We start from the raw sequence: 26,396 nt of genomic DNA, 5'->3' as shown, positions 1-26,396 counted from the left end.
AGAAACTAATGTAAAGGAGGAGTGCCATATGGAGAAAAATGCACGAGGTTATGTTCAAGATAGCTGTAGGGCTCTTGAAGAAGCGAGTAAATATTTAGAGGATGCTCTTTCGACAGTTGAAAAAGGGCAAAATCGTGATCGAATTCAACAGTCTCTAGATGAGTTGATGACTGTTCAGACTCATTGTAACGAGACTGCAAACGTTCTAGAGCAGCGATAAATTTTTTTGAGTAAATTTGTAAATTATAGTTTTAGCTCAATTAAAATCGGAAATGGTGAACTAACGCTTTACACAAGGAGGGAAAACAATGAGTCTTTTATTTGGAAAAGGCATGCAGGCGTTCGAACAGGACGCTAAAGCAGAGAAGGAAAAAGTTCAAACGTCTCCTACTGCTCAATTTAACAAGAAGTCTAGATTGAAGCAAAAACCTACGAAAATATAGCCATCCTTTTGGATGGTTTTTTTATTTCGCATATATTGTTTAAGCACGGACATTCATTTACATAAAAATGTGTAAGATTGAAAAAAATGGGGAATAGTTCGATTGTGATACAAAGTAAATTGGAGGAGATCTTAAATGGCTAAACAATGGACAACAACCACATTACACAACGGTATTAAAATGCCAACACTTGGCTTAGGCGTATGGAAAATGGAAAACAATGAAGAAGTGAAAAACGCGGTTAATGCTGCCATTGATGCTGGGTATAAAGCGATCGACACAGCAGCAGCTTATAAAAATGAGGAAGGCGTTGGTGCTGCGATTAAACAGAACGGCATCGCTCGTGAAGAACTTTTTATTACTTCAAAAGTATGGAATGATGATCAGGGTTATGAATCGACAATAAAAGCCTTTGAAGAAACTATTTCAAAACTTGGTATTGAGACGCTAGATCTTTACTTAATTCATTGGCCGGTAGAAGGGAAGTATAAAGAAACGTGGAGAGCTATGGAGAAGCTTTATAAAGACGGTCGTATTCGCGCTATTGGCGTTAGTAATTTCCATCCGAATCACCTTGAAGATCTAATGAAGGATGCAGAAATTAAGCCAATGGTTAACCAAGTTGAATTTCATCCACTTTTAAATCAACAAGAGCTTCGAGACTATTGTAAGCAACATTCCATTCAAATGGAAGCATGGTCACCACTTGCTCAAGGGAAATTATTGGATCATGAAGTGGTTAAAGGCATTGCAAAGCAACATGGCAAATCAACTGCTCAGGTGATTATTCGTTGGGATCTTGAACATGAGGTCGTAACAATTCCTAAATCTTCGAATCCAGAGCGCATTAAACAAAATTTTGATGTTTTCGATTTCGAATTAACAACTGATAATATTAGAGCTCTTGATGAGCTAAATCAAAATGAACGAATGGGACCTGATCCTGATAACTTTGATTTCTAAAATAAAGCCGGCCAAAGTGCCGGTTTTTGTATGCAACCATTTCCTTTTGGCCTCGTCTACAATTAAAAGGGGGGAGTAAAGAGTGGGGAAGTGGATTATCGGAGCAACGATTATCGTATTAATTGTAGGTTTTTTTACAGGGGTTTGGTTTACAATGATTCGTAACAATTATCCAGAGGCAGAAACAACAGAATCTGTTTCAATTCAGAAAATAGAAAAACACTCGAATGAAAACGGATACAAATTAGGTGAGCCTTATGTTGAAAAAGATATGGATGGGAATGAAATATTTAGACTAGAAGTAAATAGAGTTGATCAAATTCCAGGACAAGAAGATTTACCTGAATTAGAAAAAAAGAAAAAATATATTGGATTTGAAATTTACGCAAAAAACTTCGATGAGGCTGCAATTGACTTTAAGCCATATTACTCGAAACTAAAAGTAAACAGTTCTCATATAAAACCAGAGGAATTTGTCATTATCGATCAAGATGGTTGGAACAAATATTGGATAAAGGGAGGAGGTTCTTTTCGAATCGTCTTAATTTATGCAGTCGACCGAAATGCTAAAGAAATGACATTAATCATTACACCAGAGTTTTCTTACAAAGACATTTTATTTAAAGTTGACAACACTTTGGATTCAAGATAAAATTATCTCGAATTCGAGATAAATACAAGGTGGTGATTTATATGTTGATTCAGCGGTATAACGTAGATCAACAAGGTGTAGGGCAATTTGACAGAGGAAAAATCACAGAACAAAAACCAATTGGTTTTCCAGGTGAAGGCTCTGAAGTGAATCGAGTAGGTCCTTTATTTTATTGGGCATGGGCGAAGTCTGAGCATGAAGGATACATCCCGCTTCATCCTCATCAAGGTTTTGAAATTATTACTTATGTGATCAGTGGGAAGGCTGAGCATGGAGATTCACTTGGTACAAGAAGTATCGTAGGGCCTGGTGGTTTACAAGTGATGCAGACAGGTTCTGGTGTATCCCATGAAGAGGGGTTTGTTGGCCCTGATATGCAAGGGTTCCAAATTTGGTTTGAACCTCATTTAAGAGAAGCTCTTCGCAGGAAACCTACCTACCAACAATTTGAGCATGAAGAGTTTCAGATAGACGTTCAGGATGGATTACGTGTTAAGGAAATACTTGGAGACGACTCTCCTGTAGCTCTCGAAACAGACGTTCATATGTGGGATATCCATATAAACCATCCAATCATTTATAATCAACACATTGGGAAAGGGCGTTCAGTAAGCATCTTAGTTTTAGAAGGAAGAGGACGGATAAACGAGACTTCCTATGAAGCTAAGGAATTTTTTGTTATTGAAGCAAACGAGTTAGAAGAAATGAACATTCAAGCAGAAGCAGAAACAAGGCTTATTGTCATCGAAGTGCCGACTACTGTCAACTATCCTTTGTATCGAAAATAGAAAATAAGCTTTTTCCGATCGATTTACTGGAGATTAATTCCCCTTCTAGTGTACGATAGAAAGTACAGATTAATCGGAAAGGCTGGCGTTTGTTTATGAATCATCTTTATAACTCTTTTATTAAAAACGATCGACAAAAGCAGTTGTTTGAATTGGGAAGTAATCTTGCGAATTCATTTGCAACAAGGGCAGACCAAATTGATCAAGAGGGGCGCTTTCCTTTTGAAAATTTTGAGGAGCTTAAAGAATCAGGATATCTTTCGTTAACTGTACAAGAAAAATTTGGAGGTAAGGGCATCAATTTGTATGAGTACGTGATGCTTCAAGAACGACTTGCAACAGGTGATGCTGCTACAGCACTTTCAATCGGATGGCATCTTGGAATCATCCTTGAAATGAGAGAAGAACAAATTTGGACAGATCAAGTATTTGAAAGACTTTCGCATCTCATCGTTGAAGAAAATGCTTTGTTTAACCGGGCGGCTTCTGAACCTGCAACTGGTAGTCCGACACGTGGTGGGATGCCTCAAACGAAAGCTGTACTTAAAAAGAATAAATGGATTATAAGCGGTCGTAAATCATTTACTTCAATGGCGCCAGGTCTTCAATATGCACTTGTCTCATCCCAAATTGGAGAGACTGGAGAAAAAGGCTTCTTCCTTGTAGATATGACAGCTTCTGGTGTTACGATTGAAGAAAATTGGGACACGATGTCGATGAGAGGTACGAGAAGTGATGATCTTGTCCTAGAAAATGTTGAATTACCGCAAGATGCCCTTATTGAGGGACCTAATTCTGCCAAAAGTGAACTGCCAAAAGCCTGGCTCTTACACATACCAGCCTGCTATCTTGGTGTCGCGATTGCTGCTCGTAATGAAGCCGTCTCTTTCGCATCACATTATTCACCAAACAGTCTTCCGGGACCGATTAAAGAAGTCCCTGAAGTACAAAGGAAAATAGGGGAAATGGAATTAGAGTTAATGAGAGCTAGAGAAATGATGTATTCTGTTGCATTACGGTGGGTTTCAGAACCGGATAAGAGGAAAGAAATGGGCCCTGAGTTAGCGGCTGTAAAACACGTCGCAACCAATAGTGCAGCAAACGTAGTCGATATAGCCATGAGAGTTGTAGGTGCAAGAGCATTATTTAAAGATAATCCTATGCAGCGCTATTATCGGGATGTAAGAGCAGGGTTGCATAATCCTCCTATGGATGATGCAGTGATTTCGATGCTTGCTAGCAATGCCTTTTCAAAATTCGAAGAATCTTCCTAATGGAAGGTTCTTTTTTAACTCATTGAATTGTTCAGGCGGCGCAAGGTCAAATTCTAATCGTTCGAAATTTCGATAAAAAGCAGTAAAATAGCCCTTATATAGCCGTGTTTTTTCCTGAAAAACCTCTATATATTACAGCATTCTAGTTCATTAGTTTTAAATTAGACAGAAAAGAAGGAGAAAGTCATTCGAATAGCGAAATAGATCATTAATAAGCGAAGGGAGGGGAGTATGGTGAGAGAACGTCGAACCGTTTCGTTAAGTGGAAGCTTGCTGTTAACGCATCCATGGGGTATTGATCTTAAAGATGAACAAAATCCTAAAGAAGACGGATCTTACGTAATCAATAATCACAAACAGCAGGAGTTGAAAGAAAACAAATGATGCTAATCCAATATATTTTTACTAAAGAAGTCTCATAGATCAGAGCCGTGCGAAATGTTCATCGCTTCGGCTCTATTTTAATTGGAAAGGTTGTGAAGAAGATCGGAATAAAGAAAAAACTAGCTTGTGGAGCCGTTATTTCTAGTTTGTTTTTAGGAAGTCGATATCGCCAAAAAAGAAATGGTGAAATAAATAACGGAAAGACATTATCTCAATCTCTACATAGCATAGTAAATGATGAACGTCTTCATGGCGCGATTGCTGGGATAAGCATCCGTTGTAATCTTAGTGGGGAACTTCTCTACGACCATTTTGGAGATTTAAGAATGACCCCCGCTTCAAATATGAAGCTTATAACAGCGGCGGCAGCTCTTGAGAAACTTGGTTCTGACTATCGTTTCAGCACTGAGGTACAAACAGATGGAGAAATACAGGATGGTCTTTTAATGGGGAACCTTTATCTAAAGGGAAAAGGAGACCCAACGGTTTTAAAGGAAGATTTAGATCAATTTGCTTTAGAATTGAAAGCTCTTGGGATTGAACGTATTCAAGGTGATGTTATAGGTGATTATTCCTGGTATGACGAGCAACACCTATCAGAAGATATGGTTTGGAGTGATGAACATGAGTATTACGGCGCTCAAATCACTGCCCTCACTATTTCTCCTGATCGGGATTTTGACGCTGGAACCATTATTGTTGAGGTTTCACCAGGAGAAGAAGGCGATTCACCTAAAATAGTTATTTCTCCCACTGCGAACGATATACAATTAGTGAATAACGCTCTTACAACTTCACCCTCTCACGGGGAAGGGGAATTACATATCATTCGTCAGCATGGTACGAATACGCTTACAATCAGCGGCGCTATTTCGAAGGATGCTTCCCCAGAAAAAAAGTGGATTGCGTTATGGAACCCAGATAGTTACGCCCTACATCTGTTTAAAGATTCCTTAAAAGGACTTGGTATTTACATAAGTGCGGAAGCTTTAAAAGATAAGTCAACTGAAATCAAAACGCTTTTAACTAAACAATCCATGCCTCTTTCTGAATTGCTACTGCCATTTATGAAACTAAGTAATAATGGGCATGCAGAAGTTCTTATAAAAGAAATGGGCAGGAAAGTTATGGGAGAAGGAAGTTTTTCAGCTGGTCTCGAAGTTGTGAGAACATTTTTAAGAGAAGAAGGATTAGATCCTGATAACATGTGTTTACGAGATGGTTCTGGTATTTCCCAAATGAATTTGATACAGCCGAATCAGCTATCTTTGCTTTTATTCAAACTTCAAAGCAAACCCTGGTTCTCAACATTTTTGAACTCACTTCCTGTAGCGGGAATCCCTGATCGGCTAGTGGGAGGTACTTTGCGAGAGCGACTAAGGGCTACATCAGCAGAAGGCGTTGTTTTTGCTAAAACTGGCTCTCTAATTGGCGTTACTTCTTTATCTGGATATGTTAAAACGAATAATCCACTCATTTTTTCGGTTATTATTAATAAGTTTCTAGATGAAGAAGAAATGGAAAAGATAGAGGATGAACTGATGATCGTATTATCTTCTACCTTCATGTAATGGGGGAGTAGTGACTGGCAAAATTGAAGGGCGTAAATCGAAAAACGTAATTTAAAAGATAGAATTGTTGAATCATAAAGCCGATCAATTACATGACTGGTATAATAGTAGTAGACATTTGTAATACCGAGGCAATTTAAAATAGCCATTCGGTCATAACTCCAAGTCAATCTATCAGCGATTAAAGCTGTTTTATGACGACTTCAAAGTTAGATAATCATAAAGAAAGAGTAGCAAGGGAAGGGGGATTATATGTTGAAACGATTGTATCAATATCTTTTATTTGTATGTGTGATTTTATCCGTTTCAACGATTTGGTATGAATCTCCCTTTCAACAGGCGATCCTGATCGGCACTTGGATCGTCTTTTTTATTGATTATATGGTCTTTCTTTATTTATCTGAAGATCGATGGGAATATATAAAAAAGCATCCTTTTGATTTAATAGCGCTAATTCCGCTAGATTCAATCTTTCAAGGAGCTAAGCTTGCGAGACTTTATAGACTATGGCGAATTAAAACAATCGCCAAGCGATTTAGTAATCCCATTCTAGGTAAAGCGATGGGTATGTCTCCTCAAACGTGGTTTTTAACTAGTTTTGTATTTGTTATCGTCTCAACATTTCCATTCTATTTCTATGAACCTGTCGTGGATTCTTTTCAAGATGCAGCGATTTGGTCATTAGGTTCGATCATTTTTGTTGGACGTTTTTCTGTAGAACCAACTTCTTTTGTAGGTAAATTTGTGATTATCTTACTTACAATTGTAGGAATTCTTCTTCATGCGCTTATTGTGAGAACTGTATTTCGTTACGTAGATTACCTTCGTAAAAAATGGTCATCCACAGAGGATGACCATTCAAATGAAGCCTAGTAAAACCATTTTACGATGAAGAATGTAAAAATAGAAAGAACCACTGATACAATTGTAATAATGGCCATTGGCTTTAGTGCTTTATCTTTCAAATCCTTCAAACTAACACTTAATCCTAGGCCTACCATAGCAGCCGTTAAACACCAGGTTGTTATTTCGGTTACCACATTTGTTGCAGATTCAGAAAAGGGAATAATAGGTCCTAGGAGATAAGTTCCTGCGAGACTCATTAAGATAAACCCGATTAAAAACCATGGAAAAGCAACTTTTTGTTTTGTGCCCGCGTTTTTGCGTTTCATCAGGTACATGAAAAGAAAACAAACTGGAACGAGAAGAAAGACTCTTCCTAGCTTTGCAAGCAGCCCCATTGCAAGAGCTGTTTCTCCTCCTGGCGCTGCTGCTAATGCAACGTGAGCAACTTCATGTAGTGAAATACCTGACCATACCCCATATTGACTTTCAGTTAATGGAAGGAATGGGCGAAGAATCGTATATCCGATGGAAAATACTGTTCCAAAAAGAGCGATAATCCCCACCCCAATTGCCGTATCCTCTTCTTTAGATTCCACGATCGGCGCAATTGCTGCAATAGCCGCAGCTCCACAAATCCCTGTACCAGCACCAAGTAAAAAGGTTATGGATGTATTAGCTTTCATCACTTTAGAAAGCCAAACAGACGATAAGATAGAAAATACGATGATAAGCGCGCCTAATAATAATATCGGTAATCCATCTTGAAGAATCAGACTTACATTTAGTTTAATTCCATATAAAATGATGGCGAACCTAAGTATTTTTTTAGATGAAAAAGTGATTCCTTTTCTTAACCATTCGGGATACCCGGCTACTTGCCGATAAACGATTGCGATCAGAATGGCTGATGCGAGTTGCCCTGTAAGACTAAAACCTGGCACCATAGCAAGAAAATAACCTAATAGTGCAATAAAAAAGGTAAATGCTATGCCGAGAAAAAATCGCATGTTCTCTGGTATAGTTTGTTGTCTTAAAGTATTAATCATCATGTCCCCTCCGTTTCTCTTTCTTTAGTCTACTTCAGCTATTGCTATAAGTGAAATAATTAAATAGAATATGTACTATAAGTAATAACTTATAGTAAGGGGTGATGACGTGGATCAGCAGTTACACGTTTTTGTTACAGTCGTAGAAAAACGCAATTTTTCTCGAGCGGCAGAGGAGTTACACATGACTCAACCTGCGGTTAGTCAATATATTAAAAGCCTTGAAGAAGCGCTTGGTACTAAACTGTTAGAAAGAAACAACCGATCTGTGGAAATGAACAAGGCAGGAGTAATTGTTTACCACCATGCGAAAGAATTCTTAAATCTTTATTCAAAGATGACGTATCTTTTGGATGACCTAACAAACCGAGCAAGTGGGAAAATTACAATTGGTGCAAGTTATACATACGGTGAATATGTTCTTCCACATGTGATTGCAGCTATTAGAGAAAAATACCCATTAATTACACCATCTATAACGATAGGAAATTCAAGAGAAATTGGTGACCTTGTCTACTCACACCAACTTGATGTTGGCATTATAGAAGGTGACTATCCAGCTAGAGACATGCAAGTGGATAGCTTCACTGAGGATGAAATGGTTATAGTAGCATCACCATCACATCATAAAGTGAACAGTGGAAAGACTCTTGAACAAGAGATGTGGGTGGTGAGAGAGGAAGGGTCTGGGACGAGAGAAGCTACAGAGAAGATGTGGAAGAATCTCGATATAGAGCCTACTCAAAAACTAGCCTTTGGGAGTACGCAGTTAATTAAAGAATCTGTTGAAGCTGGAATTGGTATAAGTATTTTATCGAAGTGGACAATACGGAAAGAGTTAGAACTTGGTACACTACAAATTCTTGAAATACCGAATTTCACCTATTCAAGGACGTTTTCAATTTTGATGCGCTCTCCCTTTCAAACAAAAGTACTTGAAGTTTTTCTTGACTATGTTCATTCTCATCATAGAACGTAGCACATATGTAGAGAGTTTTTCATTAGCGTGATATAGTTAGGGAATTGAAAAAGGAACGGATAAAAGGAAGCGATGTAAGATGAAAGAATTGATTGATGAATGGCAATTAGCGCTTCGCGCTGAAATTGCACACCTTAAAAAATTTGGTAGCAGACCAATTCGAGTTGTCAATGGAAGGCTGCTATCTTCAGGTGACGATTTTAGATATTACTTTGATGCACGTACCCCAATTCATATCCCAACTGGATCAAAGGTTCGGCTTGAGATGAAACATATTAAGCGTGAAGGAAGGGTACTGTCTTCAGAAGGAAAGAATGTCATTCTAGCTCTTGAAGCTGGTTTTGGAGAGCGAATTGGAGAGGCAGATCTCTATCATGACCCATGGGAACTGCTAGATGAACTGCATGAGCGTCTTGAGGAAATAAAAAAAAGCAAAAGAAGGTTAGCGAGGGTTAAACGAGTAATGAATCCTCCCACATCTGTGAAGCATCCTGATGATAAGATCAAAAGCCGGCTTCATGAGCTGATTCTACGAACCAAATATAACCCTGTGACGTACGTGTGGGGACCTCCAGGGACTGGGAAAACACATAATCTAGCAAGAGCCGCTGCGAATCACTTTTTCAAAGGAAATAGCGTCTTGATCTTATCTCATAGTAATCAAGCTGTTGATGTATTAATGCGTGAAACAGCCTCATTCGCTGAAAATAGAGAGAAATTTGAAGAAGGAAAAATTGTGCGGTATGGACAACAGCGCGATGTTTCATCAAATCTACCGCTTTTTACAGATCAATTGCTTATGACGAAGCATCCAGACCTTGCCAACGAGAAAGAGAGTATTCTTGATGAACGAAAAAAACTGAAGGAGGACTTATCAAATTCCTTTAGTAAACGCGATTCTGATCAGTTATTAAAGCTTGAATCAAAATTAGGAAATGTTTTAGAGCAGATTCGTCGGAAAGAAACTCAGTTTGTAAAAGAAGCAACGATTATAGGCACCACACTAACAAAAGCCGCTATTGATGAGAATATCTATCGGAAGAGGGTAGATGTAGTGATCATCGATGAAGCGAGTATGGCCTATGTGCCCCAAGCAGCATTTGCTGCTTCACTTGGAAAACGCGTTGTTATATGTGGCGATTTTAAACAGCTACCTCCTATAGCGTCAGCACGGCACCCGCTCGTTTCAAAATGGTTAAGAGAAGACGTATTTCACTGTTCTGGAATTGTTGAAACTGTGGAAACCGGTAAACTTCATCCTCAACTCTTTCTGTTAAATGAACAAAGACGAATGCACCCGGTCATTTCAGACTTTACAAACAATAAAATTTATCATTCGCTTGTAACAGATCATCCTAAAACTGCAGTACTTAGAGCACCGATATCAGACCAAGCTCCTTTTAAAGGTATGGCATCTGCTCTAATTGACACAAGTCATACTGGCTATTTTTGTATGATGGGACATTCATCGAAGTCACGAATGAATTTATGGCAGCTTTTTCTATCTTTTCAAGCAATTTATGAAGCGTTACAAGCGGGGATGTCATCAATTGGTTATGTTACCCCTTATCGCGCTCAAGCGAAGATGATGAATTTACTAATAGAAGATCTTTTAAAACATTCTTTTGATCAGGCAGACATTCTTTCAGCCACGGTTCATCGTTTTCAAGGTAGTGAGCGAGATATGATGGTGTTTGATACAGTAGATGGAGAACCAGAATCACGTCCTGGCATGTTATTGAGCGGTCACAATAGTGAAAGACTGATCAATGTTGCAATGACGAGAACGAAGGGGAAATTTATACAAATTAGCAATGTTGATTATATACAAAAACGGATGTCTCCATCAAAAACACTACGACAGTTAGTTGATCATCAGCTATTAAAAAAAGAGAGAATTTCTCCTACGCATATAGGAAAGTGGGTAAAGCATCAGCATCCTAAATTGAAGTGGCATCACGCGCTGAATACTGACATGATTTTTCAAGATATTCAAACTGCAGAAGATATTGTTATTTCAATTCCTAAGGGAACGAGATTAACAGCCGAGTGGGTGAACGTATTAAAAAAAGCAAAAGGTAAGCTGTCCATTATTTCGCCAGAGATCGTTCAGTCAGTCCCGATTGCTCATCATGTCGACCATGATCTGGCGTTCCCATTTATAGCACTTGATCAAAATGTACTTTGGCTTGGTGTTCCATTTGAAGGGATGAAAGATGTTCTTCCACCCGCAGTTGCCTTGAGACTTGAGTCTGCACTTTTTACTGGAGAGATATTGAATCAAATTGTCCCCCAAGAATAATAGAATAATGTTCCTTCTGCTTTTCATTGTTTACGTTACTGTGATAAAGTTACAGAGAATAACGATAGGAAAAGAAAGCTGGTGACTTATGGGGATTCAAAAACTGGAACATGTCGGGGTACAAGTAAGAAATATTGAAGCTTCGAAAGGTTTCTATCAAGGGATTATTGGATTAGAGTTACTTGATGAATTCGATCATCCTGATGGTGATAAAAAGCTAGCCTTTCTTGGTTTAAACGGGCAAATTTTAGTAGAGCTAATAGAAGGTTATAATCCCGATTTACCCGCAGAAGGAAAAGTTCATCACATTGCCTTTACGGTTAAAAATATTGAACAAGAACGCACTCGTCTCCATGACCTTGGTGTAACGTTTATTGATGAAGGAATCAATACCTTACCAAACGGTGCAAAATATTTGTTCTTCGCAGGACCTGATGGAGAATGGCTTGAATTCTTTGAACCTGCTACTTATTAACTACGAGTGAAATGACTAAAAACCAGCGTCCCATTCAGAAGGATGCTGGTTTTTTCTGTTCAATAGCTCCAATCCATTCGTTTCTGACCGCTCGTCTTCGCTTTTCATTGTCTAGCTGCGACTCGCAGAAACTACTGGATTTCGCACTTTCACAAAACACAGAAGGCGTGTTTCTGTTCAAGAGCTCCAATCCATTCGTTTCTGCCCGCTCGTCTTCGCTTTTCATTGTCTGAGCAGAAAACTCTTAATCAAAACAGTGATGTTGTAAGATGGTAGAGAACTTATGTGAGAGAAAGAAGGAATATGTATGGCGAAACAGCAGGGTCTTCAAAAAGAGAAGATCTGGACGCGGAACTTTATTTTTATATGTATGGCAAACTTTTTTATTTTTGCAGGATTCCAAATGACCCTCCCGACGCTGCCTTTATTTGTGAATGAACTTGGTGGAAGCGACCAGCTTATCGGCTTTGTTGTTGGTATTTTCACATTATCTGCCTTGCTTATACGACCGTGGAGCGGTCATGTATTAGAGTCACTCGGAAGAAGAATTATCTTTTTAATTGGCTTAATCGTTTTTGTCATTTCCGTTGGCTCTTATGCGTTTACAGGAAGTTTGATTCTTTTGTTTCTTATGAGAGTAGTACAAGGCCTTGGCTGGGGAATGTCTACAACGGCGGTTGGTACAATTGCAACTGACTTGATTCCTCAAAAGCGAAGGGGAGAAGGCATGGGTTATTTTGGCCTTGCTGGGAATTTAGCGATGGCATTTGGTCCAGCTCTTGGTTTATTCTTAATCGCTCTTTCTGGATTTCAAACGATGTTTTTAATTGCCGCTTCTGCCGGTTTACTTTCATTTATCATCGCTGCCTTTATTCGCTATAAACCTGCGAATAAAACACCGATTGAAAGAAAGAAATGGGACATATTTGAGAAGACAGCTTTAATGCCTTCTATTCTTCTTTTCTTTATTACAATGGTTTTTGGAGGAATCGCTACTTTTCTTCCATTATATGCAGAACAGCTAGGAATTGATGGAATTGAATGGTACTTTGTCGTCTTTGCTGTTTCGCTTATGCTCGTACGTGCTTTCGCTGGACAAATCTATGATCGAAAAGGTCATAAAGCTATATTTCTTCCAGGTGCATTTTTGATTTTATTGGCTATGGTAGATCTAACTTTATTAGCCAATCAATTTATGCTCATTCTTGCGGCTGTGCTATTTGGCATAGGATTTGGCTCCGTTCAACCTGCTCTTCAAGCATGGGCTGTTAATGAAGCACCTCTTCACAGAAAAGGTATGGCTAACGCAACCTTTTTCTCCTTCTTCGATTTAGGTGTAGGACTTGGTGCGATGTTTTTCGGTCTAATTGCTTCTACTTTTGGATATGCTGATATTTATTTAACAGCTGGAATATCTGTCATCATTTCTATGGTGATCTACGTCATTTACTTAAAAAGAAGTGCAGCTGTTCATAAACATAGCGAAGCTGTTCAATGGAAGTAAGATTAAAAAAGGAACACAAACGTGTTCCTTTTTTTGCTATCGACTAGCCGGAATGAGCAAGTCTTTGTTCACTTCAGTTAGGTCTCGGCAACCTGATAAGGCCATCGTAAGATCAAAATCCGCAACAAGGTTGGAAAGTACTTGTTTCACACCATTTTCACCACCAACTGCAAGGCCGTACATACATGGTCTTCCGACAAGCACCGCTTCGGCACCAAGCGCGATGGCTTTAAACACATCTGCTCCTCTTCTAATCCCGCTATCCATTAATACCGGAATGTGATTCCCAACAGCTTCAACAATAGCCGGAAGTGCATCCAGTGCTGCGATTGCGCCATCCACTTGCCGCCCACCATGATTGGAAACGATGATTCCATCTGCTCCATATTTGATCGCAAGCTTAGCATCATCTGGATGAAGAATTCCTTTTAAAATAATAGGAAGAGATGTGTATTTTTTGAGTTCTGCTAAATCCTCCCATGTTAATCCTGCATTCCCAAATACGTTTGTCCAGTGCATAATCGCACCCATGGCGTCTTTTTCAGGCGGAACATGTAGTCCTGCTCGAAAGGCAGGATCAGTTAAGTAGTTCCCAATACCTTCTCCAACAAGAAAAGGCAAGTAGACATTTTGAAGATCTAATTCTCGCCATGCCATCATTGGTGTATCAAGCGTTACAACAATCGCAGAATATCCAGCATGCTCTGCTCGCTGAACAAAGCTTTTGGCAATCTCAGGATCGCGACTCCAGTAAAGCTGAAACCACTTTGGCGCATCGCCTATCGCGTCAGCAATCTCTTCCATGGAATGACTTGATGCTGAGCTTGCAATGTAGGGTATTCCCATTGATGCTGCAGCTTTAGCAGAAGCAAGCTCACCTTCTTGGTGGATAATCGATTGAACTCCTACTGGAGCAACCATTATTGGAGAAGGGAGCATCTGACCGAATAACCCTACCTTTAAGTTTCGTTCTTCAACGTGACGGAAAATGCGAGGAACGATGTTCCAACGTTTAAAGGTTTCGATTCGAATTTTTCGTATCTTCAGCACCAGACCCTCCGGCCACATAATCATAAGGACCATCCTCTAGTACTTCTCTCGCTCTTTTTTCCCAATCTTCATATCTTGTTGGAAGGCGATCAGGATCAGGCGCATGCATCTGCTTATAAATGCCAAACTGTATCTCATTACCAATATTACTCATGATAACGACTCCTTTGACAATATGATTAAGTGAATCTTCTTTTCTTTCAAGGCAATTCCTTCATAAAAAGGGAAGTTTTTTAAGGAACAGGGTTATTAGGAGGATTTCGCTCATGAGTTTCGAAATAGTAGAATGGCACTAAATTCGTTCATTAAGAACATATTGGAGGACAATCATGAAGCTTTCGATCATACATACGAACGATATTCATAGTCATTTTGAGAATTTCGCAAAAGCGACATCACTTATTAAGGATTACGCAGATGAACAAACACTAATCTTGGATGGTGGTGACTTTGCTGATTTTAAAAGTATAGAGCTTCAAGGAACGCAGGGGATCGCGGCCGTGAAAATGCTTCAATCTGCCGGTTATGATGCGATTACAATTGGAAATAATGAACTCTTTAATGGAAATGAAACGCTAGAGCATATGGCGGTACATAGTCCTGTCCCTTTCATTAGTTGTAATCTTCTTAAAGCAAACGGTGCGTCATTCAAAGGGGTATTTAGAAGTACGATTATTCAAAAGCAAGGAATACGTATTTTGATTACCGGTGCTTCACCGGATTTGCAGGAATTTAATGATTTGATGGGTTTTCAAATTTTAGATTACATAGAAGCGATTCAGAAAGAGATAGAAAGCCAAAAAGGAAACTATGATATTTGTATTGTGCTAAACCATGTTGGTACTGAAAGAGACATCGAACTAGCCGATGCAATCGATGAGATCGATTTGATTCTTTCCGCACATGACCACGTTCTCTACGATGAAGCGAAAGTAGTGAATGGCACCATTCTGAACTCAGCTGGTATGTACGGGGAACATATTGGTATTGTAGAAATAAAGGTTACAGAAGATGGTTTAACCTTATTAGCCTCCAGATCGATCTCAACAGCAAAAGCGGTGGTGGATGAAGAAATTATAAGTATTTTAGTTTCAAGTAAGAAAGAAGCGATCGACAATTTGAGTAAACCACTTTACACAGTTAGTGAACCGCTATGGCATGATGTACTTGAAGAAAACCCCATGGCGAATTTAATTGCGGATGGTTTAAAAGATCGCTTTGAATGTGATCTCGGATTGATTAACAGCGGCATCACTAATGGGGGAATCGTTGATTTTGTGTCTAATAAAAAGCTTATTGAAATATGTCCTTCACCATTAAATCCGACTTATTTTGAAATTCAGGGCAAGCATTTATATGCTGCTCTTGAAAGCTCGTTAGACAGTTCGGTTTGTATGTCAGATGGCAAGGGGCCCGGCTTCCGAGGTAAATATGTCGGGCGACTTCATGTATCAGGTGCAGTGATCGAACATGATCAAAAGCAAGTACATTCTATTACGATTAATAATGAGGTGTTAGATCCAGAGAAGTGGTATCGAATTGCCTCTTCTGATTATTTGTTAAGAGGTTCTGGGTATCCTGACTTAGCGTATAACCGGAACTTCTCCTATCAATCAGATGAAATAAAAGATGTAATAAGAGAATATACTGAGATTGAAACCTTCATATCAAAAGCATTTACTAAGCGCTGGGTTGTGAAAAGAGACTTACAAAAAGAAACTATGCGGTAATATTAAACCACAGGTAGTCTCCCTGTGGTTCTTAATTTATATACTAAAAAATATTATTAATAACTATTGTATTTTTTCAAAGGAGAGGTTCATTTTGATCCACCATATTGAGCTGTACGTCTCTGACCTAAATAAAAGCACTGAATTTTGGGGGTGGTTATTAGAAGCGCTTGGTTATACACCATTTCAGAATTGGAAAGAAGGGAGAAGCTGGAGAGATAAAGAAAGCTATATTGTATTTGTGCAAGTTGAGGAGAAATACAAAGAAATGAGATATCATCGTAAACGGATTGGTATAAATCATCTCGCATTTCGTGCTCACTCAAAAGAACAGGTAGAAAATATTCGATTAATGCTCGTACAAAAACAAGCTTCTATTTTATATAACGAGCTATATCCTCATGCAGGTGGGATCAATCATTATGCGCTTTATTTTGAAGATCCAGATCGAATAAAGGTAGAAATTGTATCACCAAACATATGATAAATTTCAATTACCGTACTATATATAAAATTAAATAACAAAAGTTAGTAAGAATTATTGCAAATCACAAGGGACGTCAATACAAAAAACAGGCCAATTTGGCCTGTTTTTCTTTATCCCTTATAAGTCTTTCCAATATACTGAACGATTTTACGTAACTCTGTAACAGTAGGACGACCAAAAGGACTTGTTTGTCTTTGTTGATAAAGCAATTCGCCCTTATCATCAATAAGGAAGTAGGCTGGCTCACCATGAGCGCCATGATCTTCATATGGATCATCTTCTTTATGATAGTGAACATCATATGCTTCAAGTGCTTTTAAATCCTCATCAGCTAATACTGGAAAAGAAAGATTCTTTTCTTCAGCCATTGCTTTTAAATCATCAAATTTATCAGTTGATATAGTTGTAATATGAACATTTTTCCCTTCAAAGAAACCAGTACTTTCTTCTAGACTTTCAAGATCACTCACACAAACGGGGCACCAGGAACCTCTAAAGAAAATGACGAGGTGCCATCCACCTTTTTCTTTACGGTATGATTCAAAAGAATATTCTTCGCCGTTTACTGCAGGAAGTGAAAAATTAGGGACTGCGTCTTTCAATGCAAATTTAGACAAAACGATTTCCTCCTTTGAATAATAACAATCACCTTATAATGTAAGGCAGTTGTTATGATACTCTGATTCAGAAATAAATGATGTAAGATACCTTACTCTATTTTGAGACAGAATAATTGACAAAGGAAATTGTCGTTACAGCCTTTTTATTGGGAATAAAAACGAATTGGCTATCATACGTTCAGAACAAACTAATTGCACGTATTCCAACATAATGATACAAAACATATATTGTGTATCATTATGAAAATGAATGAAAGCTTATTTTTAGAGGGTTTTCTCTTTTCGAACAGAACGAAGAAAGGTATAATGATACATATTAATCAATTGTTTATCATTAACGATACATATTAAATAGAGAAAGAAGGATGCCCTCATGAACACGGTTCAGCCGATTCGTGATCCTCAGAAGATCAAATTAGTAAAAAAACATCTACGAAAGCGAAATTCCAGAGACTGGTTTTTATTTAATATGGGAATTAATACCGGTCTGCGGATTAGTGATTTACTTCCATTACGTGTGGGGGACGTTCGAAATCAAACACACATTATTATTAAGGAGAAAAAAACAGGGAAAGCCAAACGATTTCCGATCAACTATTCTCTTAAGGAACTCATTGAGTCGTATACGTTTGATATGGAAGAACGTGATTTTTTATTTCCATCGAATAAAACCGATTTACCGATTCAAAGAGGACAAGCTTACAAAATATTAAATCAGGCTGCAGCGGAAGCAGGGCTTTCCGAAATTGGAACACATACTATGCGTAAGACGTTTGGTTATTTTTACTATAAACAAACAAAGGATGTGGCAATGCTTCAGAAGATCTTTGGACATTCTGCACCATCGATTACATTAAGGTATATTGGAATTGAGCAGGAGCAAATGGATGAATCATTGTTCAACTTTAGTTTATAAGTGAAGCAATGATAGACATGTTATAATTTATAAAAGAGGGGGGAGGAGTTGAAGGTATAAATATAGTTTTGGTTTAAGAAAAACTTCTTGATGCTGCAAAAGCATATTAATGAAGAAACTCATTTGAATTACTGTTTTTGTAACCGATTACAAACAAGAAGGAGGTTATCCCTTTGGATAAAAAAGATCACGTTGATCCTACCGAATCATCTATACATACGGATTTCAAAAACAATATGACTTACGGAGAATACTTAAGTCTCGATCAAATACTCTCTGGGCAAAATAGACTTTCAGACCATCATGACGAAATGCTCTTTATCATCATTCATCAGGTTAGTGAATTGTGGATGAAGTTAATTCTACATGAACTTAAAGGAGCCATTGAAGCAATTGAAAATAATGAACTTTCGTCTGCCTTTAAAATGCTTGCACGTGTTTCAAAGACCCAAACCCAAATTATTCAGGCTTGGGATGTTCTTTCAACATTAACACCATCGGAATATATGGAGTTTCGTGATTCGCTCGGACAGGCATCTGGTTTTCAATCTTATCAATACCGCATGATCGAATTTTCATTAGGATACAAAACATCACACGTGCTTAAAATCTATGAAAAGGATGAAGAGCTTCACGCACAACTTAAGAATGCTTATCAAAAACCCGGCATTTATGATGTCGCCATTAAAGCTCTCTCCAGAGCAGGTTTACCGATAGATCAAGGAGTTCTTCAACGCGATGTAACCAAAACTTATGAGAAGAATGATTCTGTGTTGCAGGCATGGCTGACGGTATACCGGAATGTCGATACATACTGGGATCTTTATGAGCTTGCCGAAAAACTCGTCGATATTGAAGACTGGCTGCAGCAATGGAGATTCCGTCATATGAAGACGGTTGAGAGAATTATTGGTTTTAAGCAGGGTACAGGAGGCTCATCAGGGGTCGGTTATTTAAAGAAAGTACTTGATCACCGTTTCTTTCCTGAGCTCTGGGATATTCGAACCGCCCTTTAGGTGATTGTAATATCATTATGTAAACTCATATAAAAAACGCTCCCAACTGAGAGCGTTTTTTATATGAGTAGTTCATTTAACTTTGTATCACTTTCTAGGAAAGAGAGCGCCTTCCTTTGAAAATCTTCATTATGAAGGTATGTATATCGATGGGGCTTAACAGAAGGAGCCTTTAAAATAGCTTCAGCGAGGTCAGATTTTTGCATACGTTCCTTCTTGATATAATCAAAGAAACCAGTACGTTCAAATACTTTCCCCATCCGTATCGCTCGGTGGTTCTGCACATTGGCCATAATATAAGTTGCGATTCCGACCTGTATTCCGTGCATGTGCGGATTTTGTAATTGTTTATCGAGCGCATGTGAAATTAAATGCTCCGAACCACTAATTGGTGCGCTATTGCCGCTAATAACCGTTGCCACGCCACCCATTGTTAACGAGCTTACAAGTTCTTTAATAAAGATCGGATTTTGAATATCTGACATCGGCGTTCGAATGAAACTGTTTACAGCCTTCTTACTTAGCATCGCTGCAAAGGCATTTACGTGGCCTTTACCGTTCTTTTCTTCAAACTCCCAATCATAAAGAGCCGTTATATTACTCATTAGATCACCAACTCCTGCAAGCAAGAAGGGAGAAGGGGCTTGTTTAATCACTTCGAGGTCAGCAATGATCCCATAAGGTACCTGTGCAGGAACAGTAGTTTTTTTGTGATTCACAATAAGAGAGCAGTTGCTACTAGCAAAACCATCATTTGAGGCAGAGGTCGGCATGCTTATAAACGGTAGTTTTCTAGAAAACGCAATATATTTCCCATAATCAATAACCATACCACCGCCCATAGCAATCACAACATCATAAGAATCAAGGGAGAAAGCATACCCGATCAGATCATGAATGGTTTTCCCAGGTTCCATCTTTTGAATATCGATGGTGACATGTTTCATATTCTCTTGAAAGGACTCACCATAAGTCTCATATGTAAATTCATCGAATAAAAATAGGGCATGATGAAAGCCGTGCTTATGGAGAATCATATCAAGCTGATGGCGGATACCAGAACGAATCTCCAAAATGGCAGGGATCGGAATATTCGTTAATGGATGCATGGTCAAATCGTTCCTTTCTCATGCAGGAAATCTTCAATCTGTTGAAACGATCCAACGGCTACAAAAGGCACGTTATTTTCTTTTAGTAGTTCTTGCAGTGCGTCTTTAGCAAAAGTAAGATCAGCAACTTTGGCTGGATGAGAATCTGGTTCGCTATCACCAGCAAAATAAACCACTTCATACTTTTCTTTCAGATCTGAAATCACTTTTGATTTATCAATACCATATCTTCTCGAATAATGTTTATGATTCTCATCAATCGACAAATGGACATTTTTATTCTCGTAATAGCCCATGTTCGAGAAAACAGGAACATTCTGAATCCCATAATGATTCAAAATGTGGTGAATGTAATAATCTGTCCCAGCACTTAAAATGTAGAAATCCCCGCCGTTTTCTTGTACTTTCTTAATAAAGGAAGGAACATGCTCATCAATCGGTAAGGAGAGGATATCTTGAATAATTTGCTCCTCGTGCTGATCAATGGATTGAAATACCTGGCTTAGAAAATCAATATCTTGCATTTCCCCAGCTTTCCACTTCTTATACAACCCTTTACCTTCAGGATAATAAGTTTCAATCACAAGCCAGTAGAAATCTTTTTTTGAAATGGTTCCGTCAAAATCAGATACAAATGCCCACTTTTTCATTTATATTTCCTCCTTCATATAGTCGTTGATCTATTAAAATTGTAGCATGCTTTCATATTCAAAAGAAATCTGATTCTTTTAGAACAATAACGTACAGCCGCACTAAATTGTGTTAAAATGAATTTTAAAAAGTTAAACAATTCAATTTAATCTGAAGGAGTGCGAGAATGAGTAAAACAATCAGTAAAGTCCAGGTGGAAGATATCATTATCGCAAACCAGGTTTTAAAAGAAGTCGTTGTTCATACACCGCTACAGCGGAATGAAATTCTTTCTGATCGATATAATTGCAATGTGTATTTGAAGAGAGAAGATTTACAAAGTGTTCGGTCTTTTAAAATTAGAGGCGCTTATAATTTGATTCAAGGTTTAACGATGGAAGAGAAAGCAAATGGAATCGTATGCGCAAGCGCAGGAAACCATGCCCAGGGCGTAGCCTTTTCTTGTAAAACGCTTGGCATTCAAGGACATATCTTTATGCCTGCTACGACGCCCCGTCAAAAAATCTCGCAAGTTGAATTGTTTGGTGGATCGTTTGTGGAAGTCATTCTAACAGGCGATACGTTTGATGACTCCTTTCTAACCGCTAAAGAATTTTGCAACAAACACGACAAAGCATTCATTCATCCTTTTGATGACTATCGAACGATTGCAGGACAGGGAACAGTAGGACTTGAAATTATGAATGATATTGATGAAGTCGACTTTGTGATGCTCAGCATTGGAGGAGGAGGTCTTGCCTCAGGCGTAGGGTCTTATATCAAAAGCATTAGCCCACACACGAAAATCATCGGTATAGAGCCTGAAGGTGCCCCAGGAATGAAAAGTTCCATTGAGAAGGACGAGGTCGTACCGCTTGATTATATCGATAAATTTGTAGATGGAGCTGCTGTGAAACAAGTTGGAAAGCTGACACTCGACATTTGCAAACATATCCTTGATGATGTCGTACTTGTGCCAGAAGGGAAAATTTGTACAACCATCTTAGAGCTATACAACCAGAACGCCATTGTGGCTGAGCCAGCCGGCGCTTTGTCCATCGCCGCTCTCGATTTTTATCGTGATCAAATTAAAGGAAAAAATGTGGTGTGCGTTATTAGTGGGGGAAATAACGATATTAATCGCATGCAGGAAATCCAGGAACGTTCTTTAATTTATGAAGGGCTAAAACATTATTTCATTGTACATTTCCCTCAACGAGCTGGTGCGTTAAAAGAATTTATGGCTGATGTTTTAGGTCCAACAGATGATATTACCCGCTTTGAATACACGAAAAAGAACAATCGTGATCGAGGACCTGTTCTAGCAGGAATTGAGCTCAAACACAAAGAAGATTATGAACCTTTGATTGAGCGTTTAAATCGAAAAGGATTTTCCTACATTGAAATTAACAAGGACCAAGATCTCTTTAACCTACTCATTTAAAACGCCTATAGCGGGCGTTTTTCTTTTGAAGTCGTTCGAGTATAAATGGGGCACTTTTTTCTATATGATAAGGAGAGATTGTATGAAAAGAGGTGCGGAATGAAATTAAGTATACTTGATCAAACACCAGTCTTTCATGGAGAAACGACAGCTGAGGCACTACAAGCTTCAAAAGAGTTAGCTATTCTCGGAGATCAACTTGGCTATGTTCGTTACTGGGTTACGGAACACCACGACCTAGAACACTTAGCGTGTCCCACCCCTGAGGTACTCTTAAGCTATATCGGAGCACATACTAGGCGAATTCGACTTGGAGCTGGAGCAATACTACTTCCTCACTATCAACCATATAAGATAGCAGAAATATTTCATACACTAGCAACCCTTTTTCCAGGTCGCATCGACCTTGGATTAGGCAGAGCACCAGGGGGATCCGCCGAAGCGACTTCAGCTCTATCTCCGCGATTTTTAGAAGAAGTTCGGAAGATGCCAAAGAAAGTAGATGAACTACTTCGCTTTATCAAAAATGGCTTTCCAAAGGACCATTTGTATCATAATCTTCAAGCAAAGCCTGTTCCTAACCACCTTCCCGAGCCATGGCTCCTTGGAACAGGAAAGAAAAGTGCGCTGTTAGCAGCAGAAAACAGTATGTCCTATGCGTTTGGCTATTTTATGAGCGATCAAAAGGGGAAAGAGCTTCTCGACACATATCGAACAAACTTCGCGGGAGAATCTCCTTATAGCATTCTAGCGGTGTCCATTATTTGTAGTGAGACACAGGAACGTGCAGATGAGCTTGCTCACTGGACTCACGTAGTCAATGAATTTCGATCTAAAGGGAAAACAACACTCCCAAGTGTTGAAGAGGCACTTACCGTATCACTTCCTAATGATCACACCTCGAAGCTTATTAGTGGAACACCTAAAATCGTCCAAGAAAAGCTACAGGATCTGCAAGAAGAGTATCAACCAGATGAATTCTTAATCACAACGATTACGCCACATCGAAGGGAAAGACTGACTTCTTTTCAACTTCTTGGTGAGGTGCTTATTCAAGGATAGATCTTTTTTCACTAATAGAAGGAAATCTGTTATGATAGAGTTTGGTTTCTTTTGTTTTTTATAGGATTAAATTTTTAACTGTATCCATTTTACAGTGCCAATAGATATGAAAATAAAAGGACGGATCAAGCTAGAAGAGGAGACCGTACATGACCCAACCATTACCTTTTGAAATCACAAAGGAAGATTCCTTTTTCGAGAAACTCGGCGACTATGTTGGCGACGTATTCTACGACATTTTACCGGAGCATGGATATGAGCTTCGAGATGAACAAATCTTTATGGCTTTTCAAATTGAACAGGCCTTTAAAAATAAGAGCGTTGTGTTTGCTGAAGCAGGCGTTGGAACAGGGAAAACGTTTGTATATTTGTTGTATGCCATTTGCTATGCGAGGTATACAAGAAAACCGGCGATTATTTCATGTGCGGATGAAACACTTATTGAGCAGCTAGTGAAAGAAGGCGGAGACATTGAGAAGCTTGAGAAAGCACTTGGTTTAACTGTTGATGTTCGTCTAGCGAAGGCTAGAGAGCAATATGTTTGTGTGAAAAAGCTAGACCATCTTTCTCATCGTACTGACGATGAAGACATCTTAAGTGTGCACGATGAAATACCAGAGTTTGTTTATGAACCAGCTGCATCAATGAAGTCTTTCCATCGCTATGGCGATCGGAAAGAATACCCTTGGGTACCAAATGATAAATGGGAAAAAATTGCGTGGGATCCACTGCAACAATGTTCAACGTGTGACTGGCGTCATCGCTGTGGCCAAACGTTAAATCGTGAATATTATCGTCATTCAAGCGATTTGATTATTTGTTCTCATGATTTCTATATGGAACATATCTGGACGAAAGACTCACGTAAACGTGAAGGACAACTTCCTTTGCTCCCAGAAGCTAGCACAGTTGTATTTGATGAAGGCCATTTATTGGAATTCTCAGCACAAAAAGGCTTGACGTATCGCTTTCATTCGGAAACTCTATCCAGTATTCTTACAGGCTACATGGACCAGGATGTAAGAGAAGAATCGCTTACATTAGTTGAAGAGATCCTGGAGCTTCACGATAACTGGTTCGCTCATCTTAGTCAGTCCGCGATCGCTGTAGAAGGTTCGATTCGAAAAGATGTCCCACGAACTGAAACGATGATAGAAATTGCAAAAGCGATTGCTGAGAAAGTTGATGCTTTGTTAGAGCAGCTTGTTTTCGATTCAGAGCTTTATGTAATGGAAGACTACCATGTCAAGATTATGGAAGAATACCTCGAGTTCTTCTCATATGGCTTAAGAACGTTGCTCCAGGATGGAGAGGGCATTCATTGGCTTGAAGAAACTGAAACCCAGACATCTCTTGTCATTATGCCAAGACTTGTAGAAGACATTCTGCGAAAAGAAGTATTTTCACAGAAGATCCCATTTGTTTTCTCATCAGCAACGCTTTCGCAAGCTGGAGATTTCTCTTATATAGCAAGCAGCTTAGGTATTCAGAAACATGCTTCCTTCTCTGTAAATTCACCATTTGATTATGAAGCACAGATGAAAATGAATGGTTCTGTAGCTGAAAATGAACATCAAAAATGGGAAGAGATGGGCCATTCCCTTCACCTGAATAAAGGTCATTCATTGCTGCTATTCTCTTCGCTAGAAGAAATGAATAGGTTCAGAGAGTGGGCAGACCAACAAAGCTGGACGTTTAACCTTATTTATGAAGGAGACCGTGAAATAAGCGAAACGGTCAAGGCATTTCAACGAGATCATTCTGCTGTTCTTTGCTCGTATCATCTATGGGAGGGACTTGATGTACCGGGTGAATCACTTACTCAGGTTCTAATCTCGTCATTACCATTCCCTCCAAATGACCCTGTTTTCCAGGCGAAACGAAGTCATTCAGAAGATCCAGTAAGCGATGTAGACCTTCCCTACATGTTACTTCGCTTACGACAAGGAATTGGTCGATTAATTCGAAGTAGTGTAGATCATGGTGTCGTCCGTATTTGGATGACAGAAGATCAAGTGACAAAGTATGAACAACAAGTTCAAGATGTTTCACCTTTACCAATCAACTGGAAATAATAAAAAGCTCTTTCTCAAACGAGAAAGAGCTTTTTTCTATTGAAGTTGTTATGATAGATAAAGGGAGGTGTGGCATGAAAACAAATTGGGAAAGACATCATTCGATCATTTATCTACCTGATGAAGCGATAACATCAATCGTAAAAAGCTATCAGCCACATCTAAAGGTAAATACCACGACCCAGCTTTCTGGAGGTTTGAGTCATACGAATTATAAAATTGATATTGCTCATCATAGCTCTGTTGTGATCAGAGTGGCTAGAAACCAGGAAAGCTTGAAACGGGAATATGAAGTTCACAGGTCCTTGCCAAAAGATGTGCGAGCACCAGCTTTTCTTCATATGACAAAGTGGAATGGATACCATATTGGTATTCTTGAATGGAAAGAAGGTTCCTTGCTGCGAGACCATCTATCTACTTCGTCTCAACAACATATGAAAGCAATGGGGCAATCCATTGGAGAACAGCTTGCCTCACTGAGAGAACTGCATTTTAATACATATGGATTTCTTGATTCAACGCTTGAAGTAAGAGATGAATTTCAATTAACACCAACCTCATTCATCTCAACGATCGAATCCTTTATAAATCATCATGCTTCCAAATGGCTATCTCTTACTCTAACTGATAGAGTGATCTCATTTGTAAGGAACAATGCCTATTTGCTTGAGCAAGATCAAAGCGAACCCCGCCTTGTTCACGGGGATTATAATGGACTTAATGTACTAATGAACGGAACAGAAGTAAGCGCCGTTCTAGATTGGGAATTTGCCTTATCAGGTAGCATTTATTTTGATTTAGGTAACATGATACGGTACGAATTTGATCACATGACATCATTTAAAGAGGGAATTCAGCAAGGATTATTAAATAAAGGAATCACCCTGCCAAAACAGTGGCAGAAGCTTGCCAAACTGGCAGACCTCGTAGCGCTTTGTAGCTTGCTTGATCGACCAGTATGTGGGGAAAACAGGGTAAGAGATATCACTCAACTTATTACTAAAACGATAGAATCCTATTAAGCAGAAAC

The 26,396-nt window shown here is 38.9% G+C and carries 27 protein-coding genes; 21 read left to right on the top strand and 6 right to left on the bottom strand.

Going from position 1 to position 26,396, the window contains the following annotated elements:
* Positions 1-28 precede the first annotated feature (28 nt).
* The 9 genes from ABVF21_RS01005 to ABVF21_RS00965 all read left to right on the top strand — a co-directional run bounded on the left by ABVF21_RS01005 (position 29) and on the right by ABVF21_RS00965 (position 6,948).
* Entirely contained in the window at positions 29-220 is a 192-nt protein-coding gene (locus ABVF21_RS01005) for a hypothetical protein (protein WP_226613113.1), read from the top strand.
* An 88-nt stretch (positions 221-308) separates the two neighbouring features.
* Positions 309-443, top strand: a complete 135-nt coding sequence (locus tag ABVF21_RS01000; RefSeq protein WP_255622435.1) for a hypothetical protein — start codon at positions 309-311, stop codon at positions 441-443.
* A gap of 135 nt (positions 444-578) precedes the next feature.
* Positions 579-1,406 carry an aldo/keto reductase gene (locus ABVF21_RS00995; RefSeq protein WP_303531710.1) on the top strand — a complete coding sequence of 276 codons (828 nt, stop codon included), beginning with the start codon at positions 579-581 and terminating at the stop codon, positions 1,404-1,406.
* 82 nt (positions 1,407-1,488) lie between these two features.
* The gene (locus ABVF21_RS00990) at positions 1,489-2,058 is read left to right on the top strand and encodes a hypothetical protein (RefSeq protein ID WP_371017287.1); all 570 of its coding nucleotides are present in this window, start codon (positions 1,489-1,491) and stop codon (positions 2,056-2,058) included.
* Between the two features lie 41 nt (positions 2,059-2,099).
* Positions 2,100-2,846, top strand: a complete 747-nt coding sequence (locus tag ABVF21_RS00985; RefSeq protein WP_371017286.1) for a pirin family protein — start codon at positions 2,100-2,102, stop codon at positions 2,844-2,846.
* A gap of 95 nt (positions 2,847-2,941) precedes the next feature.
* Positions 2,942-4,120, top strand: coding sequence for an acyl-CoA dehydrogenase family protein (locus ABVF21_RS00980; protein WP_371017285.1), 1,179 nt, complete (start codon positions 2,942-2,944; stop codon positions 4,118-4,120).
* A 234-nt stretch (positions 4,121-4,354) separates the two neighbouring features.
* Entirely contained in the window at positions 4,355-4,504 is a 150-nt protein-coding gene (locus tag ABVF21_RS00975; protein ID WP_194221673.1) for a hypothetical protein, read from the top strand.
* Positions 4,505-4,551: 47 nt separating this feature from the next.
* Positions 4,552-6,075 (top strand): D-alanyl-D-alanine carboxypeptidase/D-alanyl-D-alanine endopeptidase, encoded by a 1,524-nt coding sequence (dacB, locus tag ABVF21_RS00970; RefSeq protein WP_371017284.1) that lies wholly within the window; start codon positions 4,552-4,554, stop codon positions 6,073-6,075.
* 252 nt (positions 6,076-6,327) lie between these two features.
* Complete coding sequence (locus ABVF21_RS00965) at positions 6,328-6,948, top strand: hypothetical protein (RefSeq protein WP_194221674.1); 621 nt, start codon at positions 6,328-6,330, stop codon at positions 6,946-6,948.
* Here the strand turns inward: ABVF21_RS00965 and ABVF21_RS00960 are convergent.
* On the bottom strand, positions 6,945-7,970 hold the full coding sequence (locus ABVF21_RS00960; protein ID WP_371017283.1) for a YeiH family protein: 1,026 nt from the start codon (positions 7,968-7,970) through the stop codon (positions 6,945-6,947). The two genes, ABVF21_RS00965 and ABVF21_RS00960, sit on opposite strands and share 4 nt — an antisense overlap.
* A gap of 106 nt (positions 7,971-8,076) precedes the next feature.
* Between ABVF21_RS00960 and ABVF21_RS00955 the strand changes: the two genes are divergently transcribed.
* The 4 genes from ABVF21_RS00955 to ABVF21_RS00940 all read left to right on the top strand — a co-directional run bounded on the left by ABVF21_RS00955 (position 8,077) and on the right by ABVF21_RS00940 (position 13,227).
* Positions 8,077-8,946 (top strand): LysR substrate-binding domain-containing protein, encoded by an 870-nt coding sequence (locus ABVF21_RS00955; protein ID WP_371017282.1) that lies wholly within the window; start codon positions 8,077-8,079, stop codon positions 8,944-8,946.
* Between the two features lie 79 nt (positions 8,947-9,025).
* A complete protein-coding gene (locus tag ABVF21_RS00950) occupies positions 9,026-11,248 on the top strand; it encodes a DEAD/DEAH box helicase (protein WP_303531729.1) in 2,223 nt (740 codons plus the stop codon).
* A gap of 88 nt (positions 11,249-11,336) precedes the next feature.
* On the top strand, positions 11,337-11,723 hold the full coding sequence (locus ABVF21_RS00945; protein WP_303531731.1) for a VOC family protein: 387 nt from the start codon (positions 11,337-11,339) through the stop codon (positions 11,721-11,723).
* 307 nt (positions 11,724-12,030) lie between these two features.
* Positions 12,031-13,227, top strand: a complete 1,197-nt coding sequence (locus ABVF21_RS00940) for an MFS transporter (protein WP_303533247.1) — start codon at positions 12,031-12,033, stop codon at positions 13,225-13,227.
* A gap of 36 nt (positions 13,228-13,263) precedes the next feature.
* On the opposite strand, the gene ABVF21_RS00935 is transcribed toward ABVF21_RS00940, so the two are convergent.
* Positions 13,264-14,277 carry an alpha-hydroxy-acid oxidizing protein gene (locus ABVF21_RS00935; protein ID WP_371017281.1) on the bottom strand — a complete coding sequence of 338 codons (1,014 nt, stop codon included), beginning with the start codon at positions 14,275-14,277 and terminating at the stop codon, positions 13,264-13,266.
* Positions 14,240-14,431 (bottom strand): hypothetical protein, encoded by a 192-nt coding sequence (locus tag ABVF21_RS00930; protein WP_371017280.1) that lies wholly within the window; start codon positions 14,429-14,431, stop codon positions 14,240-14,242. Before ABVF21_RS00930 ends, ABVF21_RS00935 begins: the two co-directional genes overlap by 38 nt.
* 175 nt (positions 14,432-14,606) lie before the next feature.
* On the opposite strand from ABVF21_RS00930, the gene ABVF21_RS00925 reads away from it, so the two are divergent.
* Both ABVF21_RS00925 and ABVF21_RS00920 read left to right on the top strand, forming a co-directional pair.
* Complete coding sequence (locus ABVF21_RS00925) at positions 14,607-16,007, top strand: bifunctional metallophosphatase/5'-nucleotidase (RefSeq protein WP_371017279.1); 1,401 nt, start codon at positions 14,607-14,609, stop codon at positions 16,005-16,007.
* A gap of 94 nt (positions 16,008-16,101) precedes the next feature.
* Positions 16,102-16,491: a VOC family protein gene (locus tag ABVF21_RS00920; RefSeq protein WP_371017278.1), complete on the top strand. Its 390-nt coding sequence runs from the start codon at positions 16,102-16,104 to the stop codon at positions 16,489-16,491.
* 113 nt (positions 16,492-16,604) lie between these two features.
* Here the strand turns inward: ABVF21_RS00920 and ABVF21_RS00915 are convergent, their stop codons facing one another.
* Complete coding sequence (locus tag ABVF21_RS00915; protein ID WP_194221687.1) at positions 16,605-17,111, bottom strand: peroxiredoxin family protein; 507 nt, start codon at positions 17,109-17,111, stop codon at positions 16,605-16,607.
* Positions 17,112-17,487: 376 nt separating this feature from the next.
* On the opposite strand from ABVF21_RS00915, the gene ABVF21_RS00910 reads away from it, so the two are divergent.
* Both ABVF21_RS00910 and kynA read left to right on the top strand, forming a co-directional pair.
* The gene (locus ABVF21_RS00910) at positions 17,488-18,030 is read left to right on the top strand and encodes a site-specific integrase (protein WP_283154238.1); all 543 of its coding nucleotides are present in this window, start codon (positions 17,488-17,490) and stop codon (positions 18,028-18,030) included.
* A gap of 173 nt (positions 18,031-18,203) precedes the next feature.
* On the top strand, positions 18,204-19,046 hold the full coding sequence (kynA, locus tag ABVF21_RS00905; RefSeq protein WP_276511848.1) for a tryptophan 2,3-dioxygenase: 843 nt from the start codon (positions 18,204-18,206) through the stop codon (positions 19,044-19,046).
* A 59-nt stretch (positions 19,047-19,105) separates the two neighbouring features.
* Here kynA and ABVF21_RS00900 read toward each other — a convergent pair whose 3' ends face one another.
* Positions 19,106-20,155 (bottom strand): iron-containing alcohol dehydrogenase family protein, encoded by a 1,050-nt coding sequence (locus ABVF21_RS00900; RefSeq protein WP_371017277.1) that lies wholly within the window; start codon positions 20,153-20,155, stop codon positions 19,106-19,108.
* Between the two features lie 2 nt (positions 20,156-20,157).
* Entirely contained in the window at positions 20,158-20,805 is a 648-nt protein-coding gene (locus ABVF21_RS00895; protein ID WP_371017276.1) for an MtnX-like HAD-IB family phosphatase, read from the bottom strand.
* Between the two features lie 167 nt (positions 20,806-20,972).
* Between ABVF21_RS00895 and ilvA the strand changes: the two genes are divergently transcribed.
* The 4 genes from ilvA (at position 20,973) to ABVF21_RS00875 (ending at position 26,388) form a co-directional block, all read left to right on the top strand.
* On the top strand, positions 20,973-22,229 hold the full coding sequence (gene ilvA, locus ABVF21_RS00890) for a threonine ammonia-lyase IlvA (RefSeq protein ID WP_194221690.1): 1,257 nt from the start codon (positions 20,973-20,975) through the stop codon (positions 22,227-22,229).
* Between the two features lie 99 nt (positions 22,230-22,328).
* Positions 22,329-23,291, top strand: coding sequence for an LLM class flavin-dependent oxidoreductase (locus tag ABVF21_RS00885; protein ID WP_371017275.1), 963 nt, complete (start codon positions 22,329-22,331; stop codon positions 23,289-23,291).
* A 149-nt stretch (positions 23,292-23,440) separates the two neighbouring features.
* The gene (locus tag ABVF21_RS00880; protein WP_371017274.1) at positions 23,441-25,366 is read left to right on the top strand and encodes an ATP-dependent DNA helicase; all 1,926 of its coding nucleotides are present in this window, start codon (positions 23,441-23,443) and stop codon (positions 25,364-25,366) included.
* Positions 25,367-25,440: 74 nt separating this feature from the next.
* A complete protein-coding gene (locus tag ABVF21_RS00875; protein ID WP_371017273.1) occupies positions 25,441-26,388 on the top strand; it encodes a phosphotransferase family protein in 948 nt (315 codons plus the stop codon).
* The last annotated feature ends 8 nt before the right edge of the window (positions 26,389-26,396 follow it).

It is taken from the genome of Pseudalkalibacillus sp. JSM 102089 (genome assembly GCF_041366475.1).
In the GTDB taxonomy this organism is placed as follows: Bacteria; Bacillota; Bacilli; order Bacillales; family Guptibacillaceae; genus Guptibacillus; species Guptibacillus hwajinpoensis_B.
The sequence above is the reverse complement of the archived record's forward strand: the minus strand, read 5'-3'. Positions and strand labels throughout refer to the sequence as shown.